Origin of the sequence: Burkholderia cepacia ATCC 25416 (assembly GCF_001411495.1) — a bacterium.
In the GTDB taxonomy this organism is placed as follows: domain Bacteria; phylum Pseudomonadota; class Gammaproteobacteria; order Burkholderiales; family Burkholderiaceae; genus Burkholderia; species Burkholderia cepacia.
In genome coordinates this window covers 546,930-564,583 of the sequence record NZ_CP012982.1, presented here as the reverse complement: position 1 = coordinate 564,583, position 17,654 = coordinate 546,930, and the positions used below count along the sequence as shown (strand labels likewise).

Annotated in this window: 14 protein-coding genes; 11 read left to right on the top strand and 3 right to left on the bottom strand. The window is 65.5% G+C overall.

Translation table 11 applies throughout. From position 1 onward, the window contains the following. From polA to APZ15_RS19895, 3 genes are all read left to right on the top strand, one after another. Entirely contained in the window at positions 1-2,754 is a 2,754-nt protein-coding gene (gene polA, locus APZ15_RS19905; protein WP_027791074.1) for a DNA polymerase I, read from the top strand. Positions 2,755-3,025: 271 nt separating this feature from the next. Next, positions 3,026-4,360: an NAD(P)/FAD-dependent oxidoreductase gene (locus APZ15_RS19900; RefSeq protein WP_027791075.1), complete on the top strand. Its 1,335-nt coding sequence runs from the start codon at positions 3,026-3,028 to the stop codon at positions 4,358-4,360. A gap of 412 nt (positions 4,361-4,772) precedes the next feature. Continuing rightward, a complete protein-coding gene (locus tag APZ15_RS19895) occupies positions 4,773-5,648 on the top strand; it encodes a dienelactone hydrolase family protein (RefSeq protein WP_027791076.1) in 876 nt (291 codons plus the stop codon). A gap of 43 nt (positions 5,649-5,691) precedes the next feature. On the opposite strand, the gene APZ15_RS19890 is transcribed toward APZ15_RS19895, so the two are convergent. After that, positions 5,692-6,561, bottom strand: coding sequence for a sulfurtransferase (locus tag APZ15_RS19890; RefSeq protein ID WP_027791077.1), 870 nt, complete (start codon positions 6,559-6,561; stop codon positions 5,692-5,694). Positions 6,562-6,678: 117 nt separating this feature from the next. Next, on the bottom strand, positions 6,679-7,785 hold the full coding sequence (locus APZ15_RS19885) for an aromatic ring-hydroxylating oxygenase subunit alpha (RefSeq protein ID WP_027791078.1): 1,107 nt from the start codon (positions 7,783-7,785) through the stop codon (positions 6,679-6,681). Positions 7,786-8,055: 270 nt separating this feature from the next. On the opposite strand from APZ15_RS19885, the gene APZ15_RS19880 reads away from it, so the two are divergent. The 4 genes from APZ15_RS19880 (at position 8,056) to folE2 (ending at position 12,180) form a co-directional block, all read left to right on the top strand. Then, the gene (locus APZ15_RS19880) at positions 8,056-8,349 is read left to right on the top strand and encodes an exodeoxyribonuclease VII small subunit (RefSeq protein ID WP_027791079.1); all 294 of its coding nucleotides are present in this window, start codon (positions 8,056-8,058) and stop codon (positions 8,347-8,349) included. Further along, entirely contained in the window at positions 8,346-9,230 is an 885-nt protein-coding gene (locus tag APZ15_RS19875) for a polyprenyl synthetase family protein (RefSeq protein ID WP_027791080.1), read from the top strand. Before APZ15_RS19880 ends, APZ15_RS19875 begins: the two co-directional genes overlap by 4 nt. Before the next feature lie 81 nt (positions 9,231-9,311). Beyond that, complete coding sequence (gene dxs / locus APZ15_RS19870) at positions 9,312-11,216, top strand: 1-deoxy-D-xylulose-5-phosphate synthase (RefSeq protein WP_021160852.1); 1,905 nt, start codon at positions 9,312-9,314, stop codon at positions 11,214-11,216. Positions 11,217-11,370: 154 nt separating this feature from the next. Further along, positions 11,371-12,180, top strand: coding sequence for a GTP cyclohydrolase FolE2 (folE2, locus tag APZ15_RS19865; protein WP_021160853.1), 810 nt, complete (start codon positions 11,371-11,373; stop codon positions 12,178-12,180). A 91-nt stretch (positions 12,181-12,271) separates the two neighbouring features. On the opposite strand, the gene tsaD is transcribed toward folE2, so the two are convergent. After that, positions 12,272-13,312, bottom strand: coding sequence for a tRNA (adenosine(37)-N6)-threonylcarbamoyltransferase complex transferase subunit TsaD (gene tsaD, locus APZ15_RS19860; protein ID WP_027791081.1), 1,041 nt, complete (start codon positions 13,310-13,312; stop codon positions 12,272-12,274). Between the two features lie 123 nt (positions 13,313-13,435). On the opposite strand from tsaD, the gene APZ15_RS19855 reads away from it, so the two are divergent. From APZ15_RS19855 to dnaG, 4 genes are all read left to right on the top strand, one after another. Next, positions 13,436-14,665, top strand: a complete 1,230-nt coding sequence (locus APZ15_RS19855; protein WP_226153235.1) for a BaiN/RdsA family NAD(P)/FAD-dependent oxidoreductase — start codon at positions 13,436-13,438, stop codon at positions 14,663-14,665. A gap of 106 nt (positions 14,666-14,771) precedes the next feature. Continuing rightward, positions 14,772-14,984, top strand: a complete 213-nt coding sequence (gene rpsU / locus APZ15_RS19850; protein ID WP_006479415.1) for a 30S ribosomal protein S21 — start codon at positions 14,772-14,774, stop codon at positions 14,982-14,984. A gap of 210 nt (positions 14,985-15,194) precedes the next feature. Beyond that, positions 15,195-15,641, top strand: coding sequence for a GatB/YqeY domain-containing protein (locus tag APZ15_RS19845; protein WP_021160855.1), 447 nt, complete (start codon positions 15,195-15,197; stop codon positions 15,639-15,641). 70 nt (positions 15,642-15,711) lie between these two features. Next, entirely contained in the window at positions 15,712-17,583 is a 1,872-nt protein-coding gene (gene dnaG / locus APZ15_RS19840; protein ID WP_027791083.1) for a DNA primase, read from the top strand. Positions 17,584-17,654: the final 71 nt, after the last annotated feature.

Here is a 17,654-nt window from a genome sequence, read left to right as displayed (position 1 = left end):
ATGCCTGAAGAACGAAATCTGGAAGGTAAGACCCTGCTATTGGTTGACGGTTCGAGCTATCTGTATCGGGCTTACCATGCGATGCCTGATTTGCGTGGCCCTGGCGGGGAGCCGACCGGAGCGCTCTACGGAATCATCAACATGCTGCGCCGTATGCGCAAGGAAGTCAGTGCAGAGTATAGCGCTTGCGTGTTCGATGCAAAGGGCAAGACGTTCCGTGACGACCTTTATGCCGACTATAAGGCAAACCGCCCGTCGATGCCGCCCGATCTTGCGTTGCAGGTCGAGCCGATCCACGGCGCCGTGCGTGCGCTCGGCTGGCCGCTGCTGATGGTCGAAGGCGTCGAGGCCGACGACGTGATCGGCACGCTCGCGCGCGAAGCCGAGCGGCACGGGATGAACGTGATCGTGTCGACGGGCGACAAGGATCTCGCACAGCTCGTGACCGACCGCGTCACGCTCGTCAACACGATGACCAACGAGACGCTCGATCGCGACGGCGTGATCGCGAAGTTCGGCGTGCCGCCCGAGCGGATCATCGATTACCTCGCGTTGATCGGCGACACCGTCGACAACGTGCCGGGCGTCGAGAAGTGCGGGCCGAAGACGGCCGTGAAATGGCTGGCCCAATACGACAGCCTCGACGGCGTGATCGAGCATGCGGGCGACATCAAGGGCGTGGTCGGCGACAACCTGCGCCGCGCGCTCGACTTCCTGCCGCTCGGCCGCAAGCTCGTGACCGTCGAGACGGCCTGCGATCTCGCGCCGCACCTCGAATCGATCGAGGCGTCGTTGAAGACGGACGGCGAAGCCCGCGACATGATGCGCGACATCTTCGCGCGTTACGGCTTCAAGACCTGGCTGCGCGAAGTCGACAGCGCGCCGGCCGAAGGCGGCGGCGCCGATGCGCCGGAAGGCGAGCCGGCGCCGGTGGTGGCAGCCGACATCGTCCGCGAATACGACACGATCCAGACCTGGGAGCAGTTCGACGCGTGGTTCGCCAAGATCGACACGGCCGCGCTGACCGCGTTCGACACCGAGACGACTTCGCTCGACCCGATGCTCGCGCGGCTCGTCGGCCTGTCGTTCTCGATCGAGCCGGGCAAGGCGGCATACCTGCCGGTTGCGCACCGCGGCCCCGACATGCCCGAACAGCTTCCGCTCGACGAAGTGCTCGCGCGCCTGAAGCCGTGGCTCGAATCGGCCGATCGCAAGAAGGTTGGCCAGCACCTGAAATACGACGCGCAGGTGCTCGCGAACTACGACATCGAACTGAACGGCATCGAGCACGACACGCTGCTCGAATCGTACGTCGTCGAATCGCACCGCACGCACGACATGGACAGCCTCGCGCTGCGTCATCTGGGCGTCAAGACGATCAAGTACGAAGACGTGGCCGGCAAGGGCGCGAAGCAGATCGGTTTCGACGAAGTGGCGCTTGCGGAGGCCGCCGCATACGCGGCCGAAGATGCGGACATCACGCTGCAGCTGCATCACGTGCTGTATCCGCAGGTTGCACGCGAACCGGGCCTCGAGCGCGTGTATCGCGAGATCGAAATGCCCGTGTCGCTCGTGCTGCGCAAGATGGAACGCACGGGCGTCCTGATCGACGATGCGCGCCTGCAGGCGCAGAGCACCGAAATCGCGACGCGCCTGATCGAGCTCGAAGGGCAGGCGTACGAACTGGCCGGCGGCGAATTCAATCTCGGCTCGCCGAAACAGATCGGGCAGATTTTCTTCGAGAAGCTGCAACTGCCGGTCGTGAAAAAGACGCCGAGCGGCGCGCCGTCGACCGACGAGGAAGTGCTGCAGAAACTGGCCGAGGACTACCCGCTGCCGAAGCTGCTGCTCGAGCATCGCGGGCTGTCGAAGCTGAAGTCGACCTATACCGACAAGCTGCCGCGCATGGTGAACCCGTCCACGGGCCGCGTGCACACGAACTACGCGCAGGCCGTCGCGGTCACGGGCCGTCTTGCGTCGAACGACCCCAATCTTCAGAACATTCCGGTGCGCACGGCCGAGGGCCGGCGGATCCGCGAGGCGTTCATCGCCTCGCCGGGCCACCGGATCGTGTCGGCCGATTATTCGCAGATCGAACTGCGGATCATGGCGCATATTTCGGGCGATGCGTCGCTGCTGCGCGCGTTCTCGCAGGGCGAGGACATTCACCGTGCAACGGCCGCCGAGGTGTTCGGCGTGACGCCGCTGGAGGTCAATTCCGACCAGCGCCGGATCGCGAAGGTGATCAACTTCGGGCTCATCTACGGGATGAGCGCGTTCGGGCTCGCGTCGAACCTCGGCATTACGCGTGATGCGGCGAAGCTCTATATCGACCGGTATTTCGCCCGTTATCCGGGCGTCGCGCAGTACATGGAAGACACGCGCTCGGTGGCGAAGGAGAAGGGCTACGTCGAAACCGTTTTCGGTCGCCGCCTGTGGCTGCCCGAGATCAACGGCGGCAACGGGCCGCGCCGCCAGGCAGCCGAGCGCGCGGCGATCAATGCGCCGATGCAGGGCACGGCGGCCGACCTGATCAAGCTGTCGATGATCGCGGTGGACGACTGGCTCACGCGCGACAAGCTTGCGTCGCGGATGATCATGCAGGTGCACGATGAACTGGTGCTCGAGGTACCCGACGGCGAGCTGTCGCTGGTGCGCGAGAAACTGCCGGAAATGATGTGCGGCGTGGCGAAGCTCAAGGTGCCGCTCGTCGCCGAAGTGGGTGCCGGCGCGAACTGGGAAGAGGCACACTGACGCACCGCCACGCGGTTCCCGATTCCTGCGGCATATTGTTGCAGGGATGCTGAATATCGAGATGGTTTGCTTGTGGTCAACGCGCAAGCTCCCGGACAATGCATGTCATGGACACGGGGGCTTGCGCGCCCCGCGTTCCCGGGGCGGTCGCATCGAAGTGCTTCGAACTGCACATCGATGATGTCCGAACCGGTTAATCCAACGGGTGGCGCGAATGCATCGCGTTCGCACTGTCCGGCGGCAGCAGTTTCGAATCGCAAAGGGGGAACAGATGCATCGGATCATCATCGTAGGCGGAGGCGCGGGCGGCCTGGAACTGGCGACGCGGCTCGGCGACCGTTACGGCGCGCGCGGCAATCGTCCCGCGCGTGCGCTTGTCACGCTCGTCGACCGCAATCCGACCCACATCTGGAAACCGCTGCTGCATGAGGTCGCGGCCGGCAGCATGGATCCGTTCACGCAGGAGCTCGAATATGCGGCGCAGGCGCGCTGGCATGGCTTCGAATTCCAGCAGGGCGAACTGACCGGGCTCGACCGCGCGGCGAAACGCTTGACGCTGTCACCCATCAACGACAGCGACGGCGAGGAACTGCTGCCGGCGCGCGAGCTGGAATACGACACGCTCGTGATCGCGATCGGCAGCACGACCCACTTCTTCGGCGTACAGGGCGCATCGGAAAACGCGATCGCGCTCGATACGGTCGGCGAGGCCGAGCGTTTCCGCAAGCGGCTGATCGCCGCGTGCATGCGTGCGGAACATCAGGCGCCGGCGCCGACCGCGCCGGGCGAGGCGGCCGAGCCGCGCATCCAGGTCGTGATCGTCGGTGGCGGCGCGACGGGCGTCGAGTTGTCCGCCGAGTTGCGCAACACCGCGCAGGTGTTGTCGGCCTACGGGCTGCACAAGCTCGACCCGCGGCACGACGTCGGCATCGTGCTGATCGAATCGGGGCCGCGAATTCTCCCGGCGTTGCCGGAGCGCGTGTCGTTGGCGACGGCCGAACTGCTCGAAAAGATCGGCGTGCGGCTGATGCTTGCCGAGCGCGTGACCGAGGTGGCGCCCGGGGCCGTTCATACGGCGAGCGGCAAGACGGTGCGTGCCGACCTGACGGTCTGGGCCGCAGGCATCAAGGCGCCGTCAGTGCTCGCCAATCTCGATGGCCTTCAGGTCAACAAGCTCGGCCAGCTTGACGTGCGCCGCACGCTGCAGACCTTTACCGACGACAACGTGTTCGCGCTAGGCGATTGTGCGGCATGCGCATGGCCCGGCAACGAGCGCAACGTGCCGCCGCGCGCGCAGGCTGCGCACCAGCAGGCGAGCTTCCTGCTGAAGGCAATCGGCTGTCGGCTCGACGGGCGCCCGCTGCCCGAATTCACCTATCGCGACCTGGGCTCGCTCGTGTCGCTCGGCCATTTCAGTGCGGTCGGCAACCTGATGGGCGGGCTGATCGGCGGCAACATGCTGATCGAAGGGCTGTTCGCGCGCTTCATGTACATGTCGCTGTACCGGATGCACATCGCCGCGCTGCACGGCTATCCGCGCATGATGCTCGACACGGTTGCGCACTGGCTGCGGCGCACGACGCTGCCGCGCGTCAAGTTGCACTGAGCGCGCGTTCGCGCGGGAAGCGGGCGGGGAGCGCACGTCGTGCGTAGTCCCTGCCCGTCGTTCTTTGCGGGCTGCCGTGCCGGCGTGTGACGGGCAACATCGACCGCGTGTTTTTCGTTTCAATTCGCCAGCATCCGATCGCTCGACGGCGATCGACATGCGGCTTGTTGCATCGCGATTCGATGGGGCGCCTGCGGTTTTTGCGCGGCGATCGGCGTGTCGAAGCAACGCGCCGTAATCGAGTCTTACATATCCGACAGTTGACGTGACAACGGATTATTGGGCATCTTGTCCGGGTTTCCGTTTGCGGCGGGGTGCCAACCGCCGCGACATCCGCGCCGCATGCCGGCGCGATGCCACGTCATACCGTATTCGCGATCGTGACGGCGGCGCCCAATCGAGGAGTGCATTCATGTTGAAACCCGAAGTCGACAGCCTGGTTCCCCACGTTCCGTTCTCGCGCCGCAAGTTCATGCAGGCCGCGCTGGGCGGTGCCTTCGCAGCGGCGGTGCTGCCCGTGTCGGCGCAGACGGTCACGACCGACAGCGAAGGGCTGGACGTCGACACCGTCGAGATCCGTTCGGGAGACGCGAGCGTGCCCGCGTATCGCGCGCAGCCGAAGGACAAGACGAACCTGCCGGTCGTCATCGTGATTCACGAGATCTTCGGCGTGCACGCGCACATCGCCGACGTCTGCCGTCGCTTCGCGAAGCTCGGTTATCTCGCCATCGCGCCCGACCTGTTCGTACGGCAGGGCAATGCGGCGAAGTATCCGACGATCAAGGATCTGTCCGAGCACATCATCAGCAAGGTGCCTGACCGGCAGGTGACCGAGGATCTCGATGCGACCGTCGCGTGGGCCGGCAAGAACGGCGGCGACCTGTCGCGTCTCGGCGTGGTGGGGTTCTGCTGGGGCGGCCGTCAGAGCTGGCTGTATGCCGAGCACAACCCGCACGTGCGTGCGGCCATTGCATGGTACGGGTTCGTCGAAGGCAAGACCGACGAGATGACGCCGTTCAATCCGGTCGATCATGCATCGTTGCTGAAGGTGCCCGTGCTCGGGCTCTACGGCGAGAAGGACGCGAACATCACGCAGGCATCGCTCGCCGACATGCGCAAGGCGATCCAGGCGAGCGATTCGAAGCTCGCGCGCGAATCGGAGATCGTCGTGTATCCGGATGCCGGCCACGCGTTCTTTGCCGATTACCGGCCGAGCTATGTGAAGGCCGATGCGGAGGAAAGCTGGAAGCGCGCGATCGCGTGGTTCCACAAGTACGGCGTGATGTAAACGGCAAGCGGCGGCACATGCCGCCGCTGCGTTGTGACCGCGCTTACGGTGTCGCGCCGGTTGCGATCGGTCGCGACGGATCGGCGCTCCATTCGCTCCACGAGCCCGGATACAGCGACGCGCCGTGCAGGCCCGCCACCTCCAGTGCAAGCGCATTGTGGCAGGCGGTGACGCCGGAGCCGCATTGCAGGATCACGCGGTTCGGTTCGGTGCCGGCCAGCACCGCGGAAAACGCTTCGCGCAGTTCATGGCCGGTCTTGAAGCGGCCGTCCGCGGCGAGGTTGTCCTTGAAGAAGCGGTTGCGTGCACCGGGGATGTGGCCGCCCACACGATCGATCGTTTCGTTTTCGCCGCGGTAGCGGTCGGGTGCGCGTGCATCGATCACGACACGCGTGGGTGTGCTCACGTTGGCGAGCACGGCTGCCGCGTCGACCGTCGATTCGAGCGGCGCCGCCGCGCGGAAATCGCCGGCGGCCGGGTGCGGCACGTCGGTTGCCAGAGGCTGGCCGGCTGCTTCCCAGGCCTGCAGGCCGCCGTCGAGCACGGCGACCGAATCGTGGCCGAGCCAGCGCAGCAGCCACCACAGGCGCGCCGCATAGGCGCCGCCCTGCGCGTCGTACGCGACGACTTGCTGACCCTGCTTGAGGCCTCGGCTCGCGAGCAGCGTGGCGAGTGCGTCGCGGGTCGGCAGCGGATGGCGGCCGTTGGTGCCTGTCTTGCGGCCCGACAGGTCGCGGTCGAGATGAAGATACTGTGCGCCGGGGATATGGCCGGCCGCATATGCGGCTTCGCCGGCGGCGGGATCGACGAGATCGAAGCGGCAATCGAACAGTGCGACGCTGCCGGGCGCCGCCGCCAGGCGCTCGGCGAGATTGGCGGCGGAAATGAGCGTGGTGTAGTGGGTGTGTGGCATGACGGCTCCCTGGAGTGCGAATGGCCTGACATTCCAAGTCTAAACAAAAAAAGACGGGCCGAAGCCCGTCTTTTCGTCTGCCGGATGCCGTGCGGCGTCAAAGCGCCGCACTGGCTTTCAGATGTCGCCGAGGTGGCGGCGCAGGAACTCGTGGAAGTGCTGCATGCCGTCTTCCATCGGGCTCTGGTACGGGCCGACCTGCGACTCGCCGCGTGCCATCAGCGCACGGCGACCTGCGTCCATCCGCATCGCGATTTCGTCGTCCTCGACGGCCGTTTCCATATAGGCGGCGCGTTCCGCCTCGACGAATTCGCGTTCGAACAGCGCGATTTCCTCGGGGTAATAGAACTCGACGATGTTGGTCGTCTTTTGCGGGCCGCGCGGGATCAGCCACGACACGACGAGCACGTGCGGATACCACTCGATCATCAGGCCCGGGTAGTAGACCATCCAGATCGCGCCGAACTCCGGCGGCACGCCGTTGCGGAACTTGAGCACCTGCTCGTGCCATTTCTGGTAAGTCGCGCTGCCCGGTTTCGCGAGGGCGTTGTGCACGCCGACCGTCTGCACGCTGTACCAGTCGCCGAACTCCCACTTGAGGTCGTCGCACGACACGAAGCTGCCGAGGCCCGGGTGGAACGGGACGACATGGTAATCCTCGAGGTAGACCTCGATGAACGTCTTCCAGTTGTAATCGCACTCGTGCACTTCGACGTGATCGAAGTGGTACTCGGAGAAGTCGAAGTGATGCTTCGTGCCGAGATGGGCGAGATCGCGCGCGACGTTCCGGCCTTCGGCTTCGAACAGCAGCCCCTGCCAGTTCTGCAGCGGGCTCTTGCCGAGGTTCAGGCACGGCTTGTCGGGGAAGTGCGGCGCGCCGAGCAACTGGCCGTCCAGGTCGTACGTCCAGCGGTGCAGCGGGCACACGATGTTCTGCGTGTGGCCGCGCCCGTTGAGCATGATCGCCTGCCGGTGACGGCAGACGTTCGACAGCAGTTCGATCTGGTTCGCGGGGTTGCGGACCAGCACGCGACCTTCCTTCTCGGACGGCAGCGCAAAATAATCCCCCGCCTCGGGCACCATCAACTCGTGCCCGACGTAACGAGGTCCTTTCTTGAAGAGGGTTTCGATCTCGCGCTCGAGTAGCGCCTCATCGAAGTATGCAGTGACTGGAAGCTGGCTGTGGGCCGACTTCAACTGAAGCGCATCGCTCAGATTGGACATTCCCACTCCCGGTGTTAGCGTGAAAGCAGTGAACAACCCAACCATCGAAAAATCGATTTAGGGAAACGCGGAATTATACCCGGTTCGCCTCGCAAGGCCAGGATTAAGTGCCTGATTTGTGTCAATTTTTTGTCGGGCGACCGCCGAAAGGCGCACACTGTGCATCGTAGATGGGGCCGGAATTGTGCGCGGGCGCCCACGACGGCAGGTCGGAAAATTCTCTTTTGCCGTAGAATGTCCGACTTGTTTTGAAATTTGACACCCTCGTCCATGGCGAAAACCGCATCCCCAGGCGCCACGCCGCCCGGCAATGGCACCGAACCGTTGCCGGACAATTACGAGACGGCGCTCGCGGAGCTCGAGACGCTGGTTGCCCGGATGGAAGGCGGCGCGTTGAGCCTCGAGGATTCGCTGACGGCGTATCGCCGCGGTGCGACCCTCGTTGCGTTTTGCCAACAGCAGCTTGAGAAAGTGGAACAGCAGGTTCGTGTGCTCGACGGCGCGACGCTGAAGCCGCTTTCGTCCGGAACGGCCGCCACGGACGGCGAAGACGACGATCTATGACATTCGAACAATGGATGCGGTCCGTGCTTGACCGTGTCGAGGACGCACTCGGCCACTATTTGCCCGCTGAAACCGCGGTGCCGGCGAAACTCCACGAGGCGATGCGCTACGCGGTCCTCGGCGGCGGCAAACGCGTTCGCCCGCTGCTGTGCCATGCAGCAGGCGAACTGACCGGCGCGACGGAAGCGGCGCGCAATGCGGCGGCGGCGGCACTGGAGATGATCCATGTCTACTCGCTCGTGCACGACGACATGCCGTGCATGGACGACGACGCACTGCGTCGCGGCAAGCCGACCGTGCACGTGCAGTACGACGAGCCGACGGCACTGCTGGTCGGCGACGCGCTGCAGTCGCAGGCGTTCGTTGCGCTGACCGACGCCGCTGCGCTGTCGCCGGTGCAGCAGGCCGCGCTCGTGCGCGAGCTGGCGCTGGCGAGCGGCTCGATCGGCATGGCCGGCGGGCAGGCGATCGACCTGGCGAGCGTCGGCCTCAAGCTGACGCGCGAGCAGCTCGAGACGATGCACCGGATGAAGACGGGCGCACTGTTGCGCGCGGCCGTGCGGATGGGCGCGCTGGCCGGCGAGACGCCGTCGGCGGAAACGATGGCGGCGCTCGATGTGTACGCAGGGGCCGTGGGTCTGGCCTTCCAGGTCGTCGACGACATTCTCGACGTCACGACCGATTCGGCGACGCTCGGCAAGACGGCCGGCAAGGATGCGGCGAACGACAAGCCGACCTATGTATCGATCCTCGGCCTCGAGGCGTCGCGCGAGCTCGCAGCACAACTACGCGCCGAAGCGCACGACGCGCTGAAACCGTTCGGCGCACGCGCTCAGCGTCTCGCCGAACTTGCCGACCTGGTAGTGAACCGGGTCAGCTGACGCGAAAGCCCGCCGCCGCGCACATGCTACGGTGCGTGCAACAGAATGCGGGCGCGTTTGATTTCCTACAATGGAACGACGATGTACGACTTGCTGAAAACCATCGACGACCCGGCGGACTTGCGCCGCCTCGATCGTCGCCAACTTCAACCGCTCGCGGATGAACTGCGCGCGTTCGTGCTCGACAGTGTGTCGAAGACGGGCGGCCATTTGTCGTCCAATCTCGGGACGGTCGAGCTGACGATCGCGTTGCACTACGTGTTCAACACGCCGAACGATCGCATCGTCTGGGACGTGGGGCACCAGACCTACCCGCACAAGATCCTGACGGGGCGTCGCGACCAGATGCATTCGCTGCGTCAGCAGGATGGCATCTCGGGGTTCCCGCGCCGTTCGGAGTCGGAATACGACACGTTCGGCACCGCGCACTCGAGCACGTCGATCTCGGCCGCGCTCGGCATGGCGATCGGCAGCCAGCTGAACGGCGACGACCGCTTCTCGATCGCCGTGATCGGCGACGGCGCGATGACGGCCGGCATGGCGTTCGAGGCGATGAACAACGCGGGCGTGTCGGAAGACGCGAAGGTGCTCGTGATCCTCAACGACAACGACATGTCGATCTCGCCGCCGGTCGGTGCGCTGAATCGCCATCTCGCACGCCTGATGTCGGGCCGCTTCTATGCGGCTGCGCGCGCGGGCGTCGAGCGCGTGCTGAGCGTTGCACCGCCGGTGCTCGAACTCGCACGCAAGCTCGAGGAGCACGCGAAGGGCATGGTCGTGCCGGCCACGCTGTTCGAAGAGTTCGGCTTCAACTACATCGGCCCGATCGACGGTCACGATCTCGATTCGCTGATCCCGACGCTGCAGAACATCCGCGAACTGCGCGGCCCGCAGTTCCTGCACGTGGTGACGAAGAAAGGCCAGGGCTACAAGCTCGCCGAAGCCGATCCCGTGCTCTACCACGGCCCGGGCAAGTTCAATCCGGCCGAAGGCATCAAGCCGTCCGCCACGCCCGCGAAGAAGACGTACACGCAGGTGTTCGGCGAGTGGCTGTGCGATGAAGCCGAGCGCGACACGCGCGTGGTCGGCATCACGCCGGCGATGCGCGAAGGCTCGGGCATGGTCGAATTCGAGAAGCGCTTCAAGGATCGCTACTACGACGTCGGCATCGCCGAGCAGCACGCGGTGACGTTCGCGGGCGGCCTCGCGACCGAAGGGCTCAAGCCGGTCGTCGCGATCTACTCGACGTTCTTGCAACGTGCGTACGATCAGCTGATCCACGACGTTGCGCTGCAGAACCTGCCGGTCGTGTTCGCGATCGACCGCGCGGGCCTCGTCGGCGCGGACGGCGCGACGCATGCGGGCGCGTACGATCTCGCGTTCATGCGCTGCATTCCGAACATGACGATCATGGCCGCATCCGACGAGAACGAATGCCGCCAGATGCTGCACACGGCGCTGCAACAGCCGAACCCGACCGCGGTGCGTTATCCGCGCGGCGCGGGTACGGGCGTGGCGACGGTGAAGGAGTTCACCGAGATCCCGCTCGGCAAGGGTGAAGTGCGTCGCCACACGTCGCAGCCGGAAGGCAAGCGCGTCGCGATCCTCGCGTTCGGCACGATGGTCGCACCGTCGCTTGCCGCCGCCGAGGAACTTGATGCAACCGTCGCGAACATGCGTTTCGTGAAGCCGGTCGACGCTGCGCTCGTGCGTGAACTCGCCGAGACGCACGACTACCTCGTCACGGTCGAGGAAGGTTGCGTGATGGGCGGCGCGGGCTCGGCCTGCGTGGAAGCCCTGATGGAGAGTGGGGTTATCCGACCCGTACTACAATTGGGCCTCCCTGACCTGTTCATCGATCACGGCGACCCCGCGAAGCTGCTGTCGCAATGCGGCCTCGACGGCGCGGGTATCGCGAAATCGATTCGCGAACGCTTTCTGAATCCGGCGGCCGATGTCGCCGGTCAGGCGAAGCGCGTCGCATAAGCTGGCGCCGCCCGCGGGCGGTGCCGGTGCGACTGGCGCGACCGGTCTTCATTGATGCGGAAAACATGGGCCTGCGGGCCCATGTTGCTTTTCCGGCTGCCGCATGACGCGGCGTGCGCGTCATCGAACGCGCGGCTTACAAGGATTGAACAAGATGAACCAGATGAATCCCGCCTTCGTGATGCCCGACGTGCAGAGCACGGTGGATACCCGCCAGATTCCGATTCAGCGCGTGGGCGTGAAGGCGGTCCGGCATCCGTTGACGGTGTGTACCGAAGGCGGCGACGTGCAGCCGACCGTCGGCGTCTGGAATCTCGACGTCCGCCTGCCGGCCGACCAGAAGGGTACGCACATGTCGCGCTTCGTCGCGCTGCTCGAAGAGAACCGTGCGCCGCTGACGGTCGAGCGTTTTCGCGCGATGCTTGCGTCGATGCTCGAGAAGCTGGAAGCCGAGGCGGGCCGCATCGAGGTCACGTTCCCGTACTTCGTGAACAAGACGGCGCCGGTGTCGGGTGTGCAGAGCCTGCTCGACTATGAGGTGACGCTCGCGGGCGAAAGCCGCAACGGCGACACGCGCCTGTTCCTCAAGGTGCTCGTGCCGGTGACGAGCCTGTGCCCGTGCTCGAAGAAGATCTCGCAATATGGCGCGCACAACCAGCGCTCGCACGTGACGATCGACGCGGAGCTCGCGGCCGACCTGCCGGTCGAGGCGCTGATCCGCATCGCGGAGGAAGAGGCGTCGTGCGAGCTGTGGGGCCTGTTGAAGCGCCCGGACGAGAAGTTCGTCACCGAGCGCGCATACGAGAACCCGAAGTTCGTCGAGGATCTCGTGCGCGACGTCGCGCAGCGTCTCGACGCGGACGAGCGCGTGGTCGCGTATGTGCTCGAAGCCGAGAACTTCGAGTCGATCCACAATCACAGTGCGTATGCATTGATCGAACGCGACAAGCGGCAGGCTGCATAACGCTGCGTCGTTTTGCCGCGCCGATGAAAAAGGCCGCTCGTATGAGCGGCCTTTTCGTTTGTCGGTGTGGCGTTGTGTCGCGGGGCGTCGCTCAGCGTGCGAGCGACGCGAGATCCCAGCGTGGCTTCACCGTGAAGGCATAGTCGGCATTCGCCTGCTCGGGCCAGCGGCCGAGCCGCAAGGCGCCCGCGAGCGCGATCATCGCGCCGTTGTCGGTGCAGAGCGCGAGGTCGGGGTAGTGCACGTCGAAACCGCGCTTGGTCGCGGCGGCCGACAGCGCGGCGCGCAACTGGCGGTTCGCGCCGACGCCGCCCGCGACCACGAGGCGCTTGAGCTTCGTCTTCTTCAGCGCGGCGAGCGACTTCGCGACGAGCACGTCGACGGCCGCGTCGACGAAGCCGCGCGCGAGGTCGGCCTTCGCGCGTTCGAGCGCTTCGCCCTCCAGCTTCGCCGCTTCGAATTTCTTCATCTGTGTGAGCACGGCCGTCTTCAGGCCGCTGAAGCTGAAGTCGAGATCGCCCGAATGCAGCATCGGGCGTGGCAGCACGACCGCACCCGGCGTGCCGGTTTCGGCGAGCTTCGAGACTTCCGGGCCGCCCGGGTAGCCGAGGCCGATCAGCTTGGCCGTCTTGTCGAATGCTTCGCCGGCCGCGTCGTCGAGCGTTTCGCCGAGCGTCTCGTACACGCCGACGTCGGTCACGCGCATCAGTTGCGTGTGGCCGCCGGACACCAGCAGTGCGACGAACGGGAACGGCGGCGGCTCGTCGACGAGCAGCGGCGACAGCAGGTGGCCTTCGAGGTGATGGATGCCGACGGTCGGCTTGTTCCAGGCAAGCGCGAGCGCATTCGCGATGCTCGCACCGACCAGCAGCGCGCCCGCGAGGCCGGGGCCCTGGGTGAACGCGATCGCGTCGATGTCGTCGCGGCGCGTGCCGCTTTGCGCCATCACTTCCTCGAGTAGCGGCAGCGCACGGCGGATGTGGTCGCGTGACGCGAGTTCGGGCACGACGCCGCCGTACTCGCGGTGCATCGCGATCTGCGAATGGAGCGCGTGCGCGAGCAGGCCGCGCTGCGTGTCGTAGAGCGCGAGGCCGGTTTCGTCACAGGAGCTTTCGATGCCGAGAACGAGCATGGGTGCGGGCAGGGCGCGCCGTATCGAGCGCGCCGCGGGAAGGTCAACGTAACCGGAAATTATAGCAGGCGGGGGGGCAGGTCGCCGCCGCAGGCAGCCCGGGCCGGAGGCCGGGCGGGTACAATCCGCGCCATGGAAACTTATGACATCGCCGTGATCGGCGCGGGCGCCGCCGGGATGATGAGCGCCGCGGTTGCCGGGCAGCTCGGCCGCCGCGTCGTGCTGATCGACCACGCGCCGCGGCTCGCCGAGAAGATCCGCATCTCGGGCGGCGGCCGCTGCAACTTCACGAATCTTTACGCAGGCCCCGACAACTATCTGTCGGCGAATCCTCATTTCGCGCGCTCGGCGCTGGCGCGCTATACACCGCGCGACTTCCTCGGGCTGCTCAAGCGCCATCATGTGACCTGGCACGAAAAGCACAAGGGCCAGCTCTTTTGCGACCACGGCAGCGACGCGATCATCGACGTGCTGAAGCACGAGTGCGACGCGGGCGGCATCGCGTGGCGCAGGCCCGTCGTCGTCGACGCGGTGCGCCACGCGCCGGCCGACGGCTTCGCGCTCGACACGCAGCAGGCGGGGACGATCGGCGCGCGTGCACTGATCATCGCGACCGGCGGTCTGTCGATTCCGAAAATCGGCGCGACCGACTTCGGTTACCGGCTCGCCAAGCAGTTCGGCCACAAGCTGATCGACACGCGGCCCGCGCTCGTGCCGCTGACGTTCGCGCAGCAGGACTGGGAGCCGTTCGCGGCGTTGTCCGGTGTATCGCTCGAAGTGCGCGTATCGACCGGCGACAAGAAGCGCGGCGGAGAATTCGTCGAGGACCTGTTGCTGACCCATCGCGGCCTGTCCGGGCCAGGGATCTTGCAGATTTCGAGTTACTGGCAGCCGGGCGACCCGATCCGCGTCGACCTGTTGCCGCAACGCGATACGGTAGCCGACCTGCTCGACGCGAAGCGCACGTCGAAGCGCCAGATCGGTTCGCTGCTCGCGGACTGGGTGCCGTCGCGCCTCGCGCATGCGTGGCTCGACACGCATCGCGTCGCGGCCGACGCGCGGCTCGCGGACCTGCCCGACAAGACACTGCGCCAGATCGGCGACGCGCTGTCCGGCTGGACGCTGACGCCGAACGGCACCGAGGGCTACAAGAAAGCCGAAGTGACGAAGGGTGGGGTCGATACGCGCGACCTGTCGTCGGCGACGATGATGAGCACGCGTGTGCCGGGGCTGTTCTTCGTCGGCGAGGCGGTGGACGTGACGGGCTGGCTCGGCGGCTACAACTTCCAGTGGGCGTGGGCGTCCGGCACGGCGGCCGGGCAGGCTGCCGCGGAGTATTCGCGTGGCGCCTGACATGCCGGGCCGACGCCGTTTTGGCGGGACCAGGCCCCGTGCCTTTGAGCAATCGCTCTGCTATACTCGGTAGTCTTTCCCTGCAAACCTTTATTCGTGTCGGATCATGACGATCATTCGCGTTAAAGAGAACGAGCCGTTCGAAGTTGCAATGCGTCGCTTCAAGCGCACGATCGAGAAGAACGGGCTGTTGACCGAACTTCGCGCGCGCGAGTTTTACGAGAAGCCGACCGCGGAGCGCAAGCGCAAGAAGGCGGCAGCGGTGAAGCGTCATTACAAGCGTATCCGCAGCCAGACGCTGCCGAAGAAGCTGTACTGAACGATTGGGCGCCGCGCGGTTCGCTGAGCGGCGCACCGGCGACTCCGTGCGATCGGGCGATCGCGGAAGATCGAGCATGATCGTGCGACCGATCAGGCGAGCCGCCGATGCCGGATTCGAGCAACCCGCTTGAGACACAGTCCCAAGCGGGTTTTTGTGTTGACGCCCGTATGGCGGGCGTCGGATTCACGTTTCCTTCCCGGGTGAAAGATGAGTTTGAAAGAGCAGATCAGCGAAGACATGAAGGCCGCGATGCGCGCGAAGGAAAGCGAGCGCCTGGCAACGATTCGCTTGCTGATGGCCGCGATCAAGCAGCGCGAAGTCGACGATCAGATCACCCTCGACGACGCGGGCATCACGGCCGTGATCGACAAGATGATCAAGCAGCGCAAGGATTCGATCAGCCAGTTCCAGGCCGCCGGCCGTGACGACCTCGTCGCGAAGGAGCAGGCGGAGCTGGTCGTGCTGAGCGGCTACATGCCCGAGCAGCTGTCGGAGGCCGAGGTGGCCGCCGAAGTCCAGGCCGCGGTCGCGCAGACGGGCGCCGCGGGCCCGCAGGACATGGGCAAGGTGATGGGCGTCCTGAAGGGCAAGCTCGCCGGCCGTGCCGACATGACGGCCATTTCCGCACTGGTCAAGGCCGCGCTTTCGAAGTAACACCTGTCTCCCCGGCGCGCGCGGTGCGTGCGCCGGGGTGTCGTATTGTCTTTTTTCGCTCGATCCCACGGTGATTCCGCATTCGTTCCTGCAGGATTTGCTGAACCGCGTCGATATCGTCGACGTGGTGGGCCGGTACGTGCAGCTCAAGAAGGGCGGCGCCAACTTCATGGGGCTGTGCCCGTTCCATAACGAGAAAAGCCCGTCGTTTACGGTCAGCCCGACCAAGCAGTTCTATCACTGCTTCGGCTGCGGCGCGCACGGCACGGCGATCGGCTTCCTGATGGAACACGCGGGGCTCACGTTCCCGGAAGCCGTGCAGGAGCTCGCGCAGTCGGTCGGCCTGACCGTGCCGCACGAGCCGTCGATGCGTGGTGGGGGTGGAGGCGGTGGCGGCGACTATCCGGCGCCGGTGTCGAAATCGGTTGCAACCGCGCTGTCCGATGCAATGACCGCCGCGTGCGACTACTACCGCAAGCAGTTGCGTGGCGCGACCGTCGCGATCCAGTACCTGAAAAACCGGGGCCTGACCGGCGAGATCGCCGCGCGCTTCGGGCTCGGCTATGCGCCGGACGGCTGGCAGAACCTCGAAGCTGCGTTCCCCGACTATCGCGACGAGTCGCTCGTCGAGTCGGGGCTCGTGATCGTCAGCGAGAAGACCGATGCGCAGGGCGTCGCGCGCCGCTACGATCGGTTCCGCGAGCGGATCATGTTCCCGATCCGCAATGTGAAGGGGCAGGTGATCGGCTTCGGCGGCCGCGTGCTCGGCAGCGGCGAGCCGAAGTACCTGAACTCGCCTGAAACCCCGTTGTTCAACAAAGGGAGCGAGTTGTACGGCCTGTTCGAGGCGCGGCTCGCGATTCGCGAGCGCAAGTACGTGCTGGTCGTCGAAGGCTACATGGACGTCGTCGCGCTCGCGCAGCTCGGGTTCCCGAACGCGGTCGCGACACTCGGCACAGCGTGTACGCCGATTCACGTGCAGAAGCTGCTGCGCCAGACCGATACGGTCATTTTCAGTTTCGACGGCGATTCGGCAGGACGGCGGGCAGCCCGGCGCGCGCTCGAGGCATGCCTGCCGCATGCCGGCGACAACCGTACGATCCGGTTCCTATTTTTGCCGGCCGAGCACGATCCGGACAGCTACGTGCGCGAATTCGGCGCGGAGGCGTTCTCCGAACAGGTTGAGCGCGCGATGCCGCTGTCGCAATTTCTGCTGAACGAAGCAATTGCCGGCAAGGCGCTCGATCAGCCGGAAGGCCGTGCGAAGGCGCTGTTCGATGCGAAGCCGATGTTGCAGGCGCTGCCCGCGAACGCGTTGCGCGCGCAGATCATGCACATGTTCGCCGACCGCCTCGATATCCCGTTCGAGGAGGTTGCGGGGCTGTCCGATGTCGATACGCGGATCGCGGCACCGCCGCGCCAGGCGCCTGCACGCAGCGAGCGGCGCCGCGTGACGGACAGCGAAAAGCGTGCGTTGCGCACGCTGGTGATGCATCCGCGCATCGCGTCGCAGCTCGACGATGAACAGCTTGCGACCCTGCGTGCGTTGCCGTGCATCGGCGAACTGTTCGCGGAGGTCGTCGATCATGCCCGCGCGCTGGGCGATGGCGCAGAATTCCGGCTGCTTTCCGATGTCCTGCGGACGTCCTCGAATGGAGCGACTTACGAGGAAATCTTCCGCGAAATTCTGGACTATGATGAAAACGTCCGCGATTTGCTGTTACAGAATCCGGAAGACGAGACGGTGCCCGAGCGGCAGCGTGAGCAGGAACGGATCGCGGGGGAGGAGTTGCAGGCCGCGGTGCTCAAGATGCGTTACGACGCTTGCTGCGACCGGCTTGACAGGCTGGCGCGGCAATCCACCTTCACACCCGAGGAATTGGCCGAATTGACGGAATTGAACCAGCAGCGAACCGACATGAAGCGTCGGCTCGGGCTGTAGGCGGCCGGGGAGCTTAGAGAGGGTTCCCCAGCGTGCTATAATATAAGGTTTCCAGCGGTTTGTTTTCTAAG

Coding starts and splice junctions, on each gene's coding strand:
- APZ15_RS19845 (WP_021160855.1), top strand. CDS start 15,195: ATGAGTTTGAAAGAGCAGATCAGCGAAGACATGAAGGCCGCGATGCGC.
- APZ15_RS19890 (WP_027791077.1), bottom strand. CDS start 6,561: ATGCCACACACCCACTACACCACGCTCATTTCCGCCGCCAATCTCGCC.
- dxs (WP_021160852.1), top strand. CDS start 9,312: ATGTACGACTTGCTGAAAACCATCGACGACCCGGCGGACTTGCGCCGC.
- rpsU (WP_006479415.1), top strand. CDS start 14,772: ATGACGATCATTCGCGTTAAAGAGAACGAGCCGTTCGAAGTTGCAATG.
- APZ15_RS19900 (WP_027791075.1), top strand. CDS start 3,026: ATGCATCGGATCATCATCGTAGGCGGAGGCGCGGGCGGCCTGGAACTG.
- APZ15_RS19895 (WP_027791076.1), top strand. CDS start 4,773: ATGTTGAAACCCGAAGTCGACAGCCTGGTTCCCCACGTTCCGTTCTCG.
- polA (WP_027791074.1), top strand. CDS start 1: ATGCCTGAAGAACGAAATCTGGAAGGTAAGACCCTGCTATTGGTTGAC.
- folE2 (WP_021160853.1), top strand. CDS start 11,371: ATGAACCAGATGAATCCCGCCTTCGTGATGCCCGACGTGCAGAGCACG.
- APZ15_RS19880 (WP_027791079.1), top strand. CDS start 8,056: ATGGCGAAAACCGCATCCCCAGGCGCCACGCCGCCCGGCAATGGCACC.
- tsaD (WP_027791081.1), bottom strand. CDS start 13,312: ATGCTCGTTCTCGGCATCGAAAGCTCCTGTGACGAAACCGGCCTCGCG.
- APZ15_RS19875 (WP_027791080.1), top strand. CDS start 8,346: ATGACATTCGAACAATGGATGCGGTCCGTGCTTGACCGTGTCGAGGAC.
- APZ15_RS19885 (WP_027791078.1), bottom strand. CDS start 7,785: ATGTCCAATCTGAGCGATGCGCTTCAGTTGAAGTCGGCCCACAGCCAG.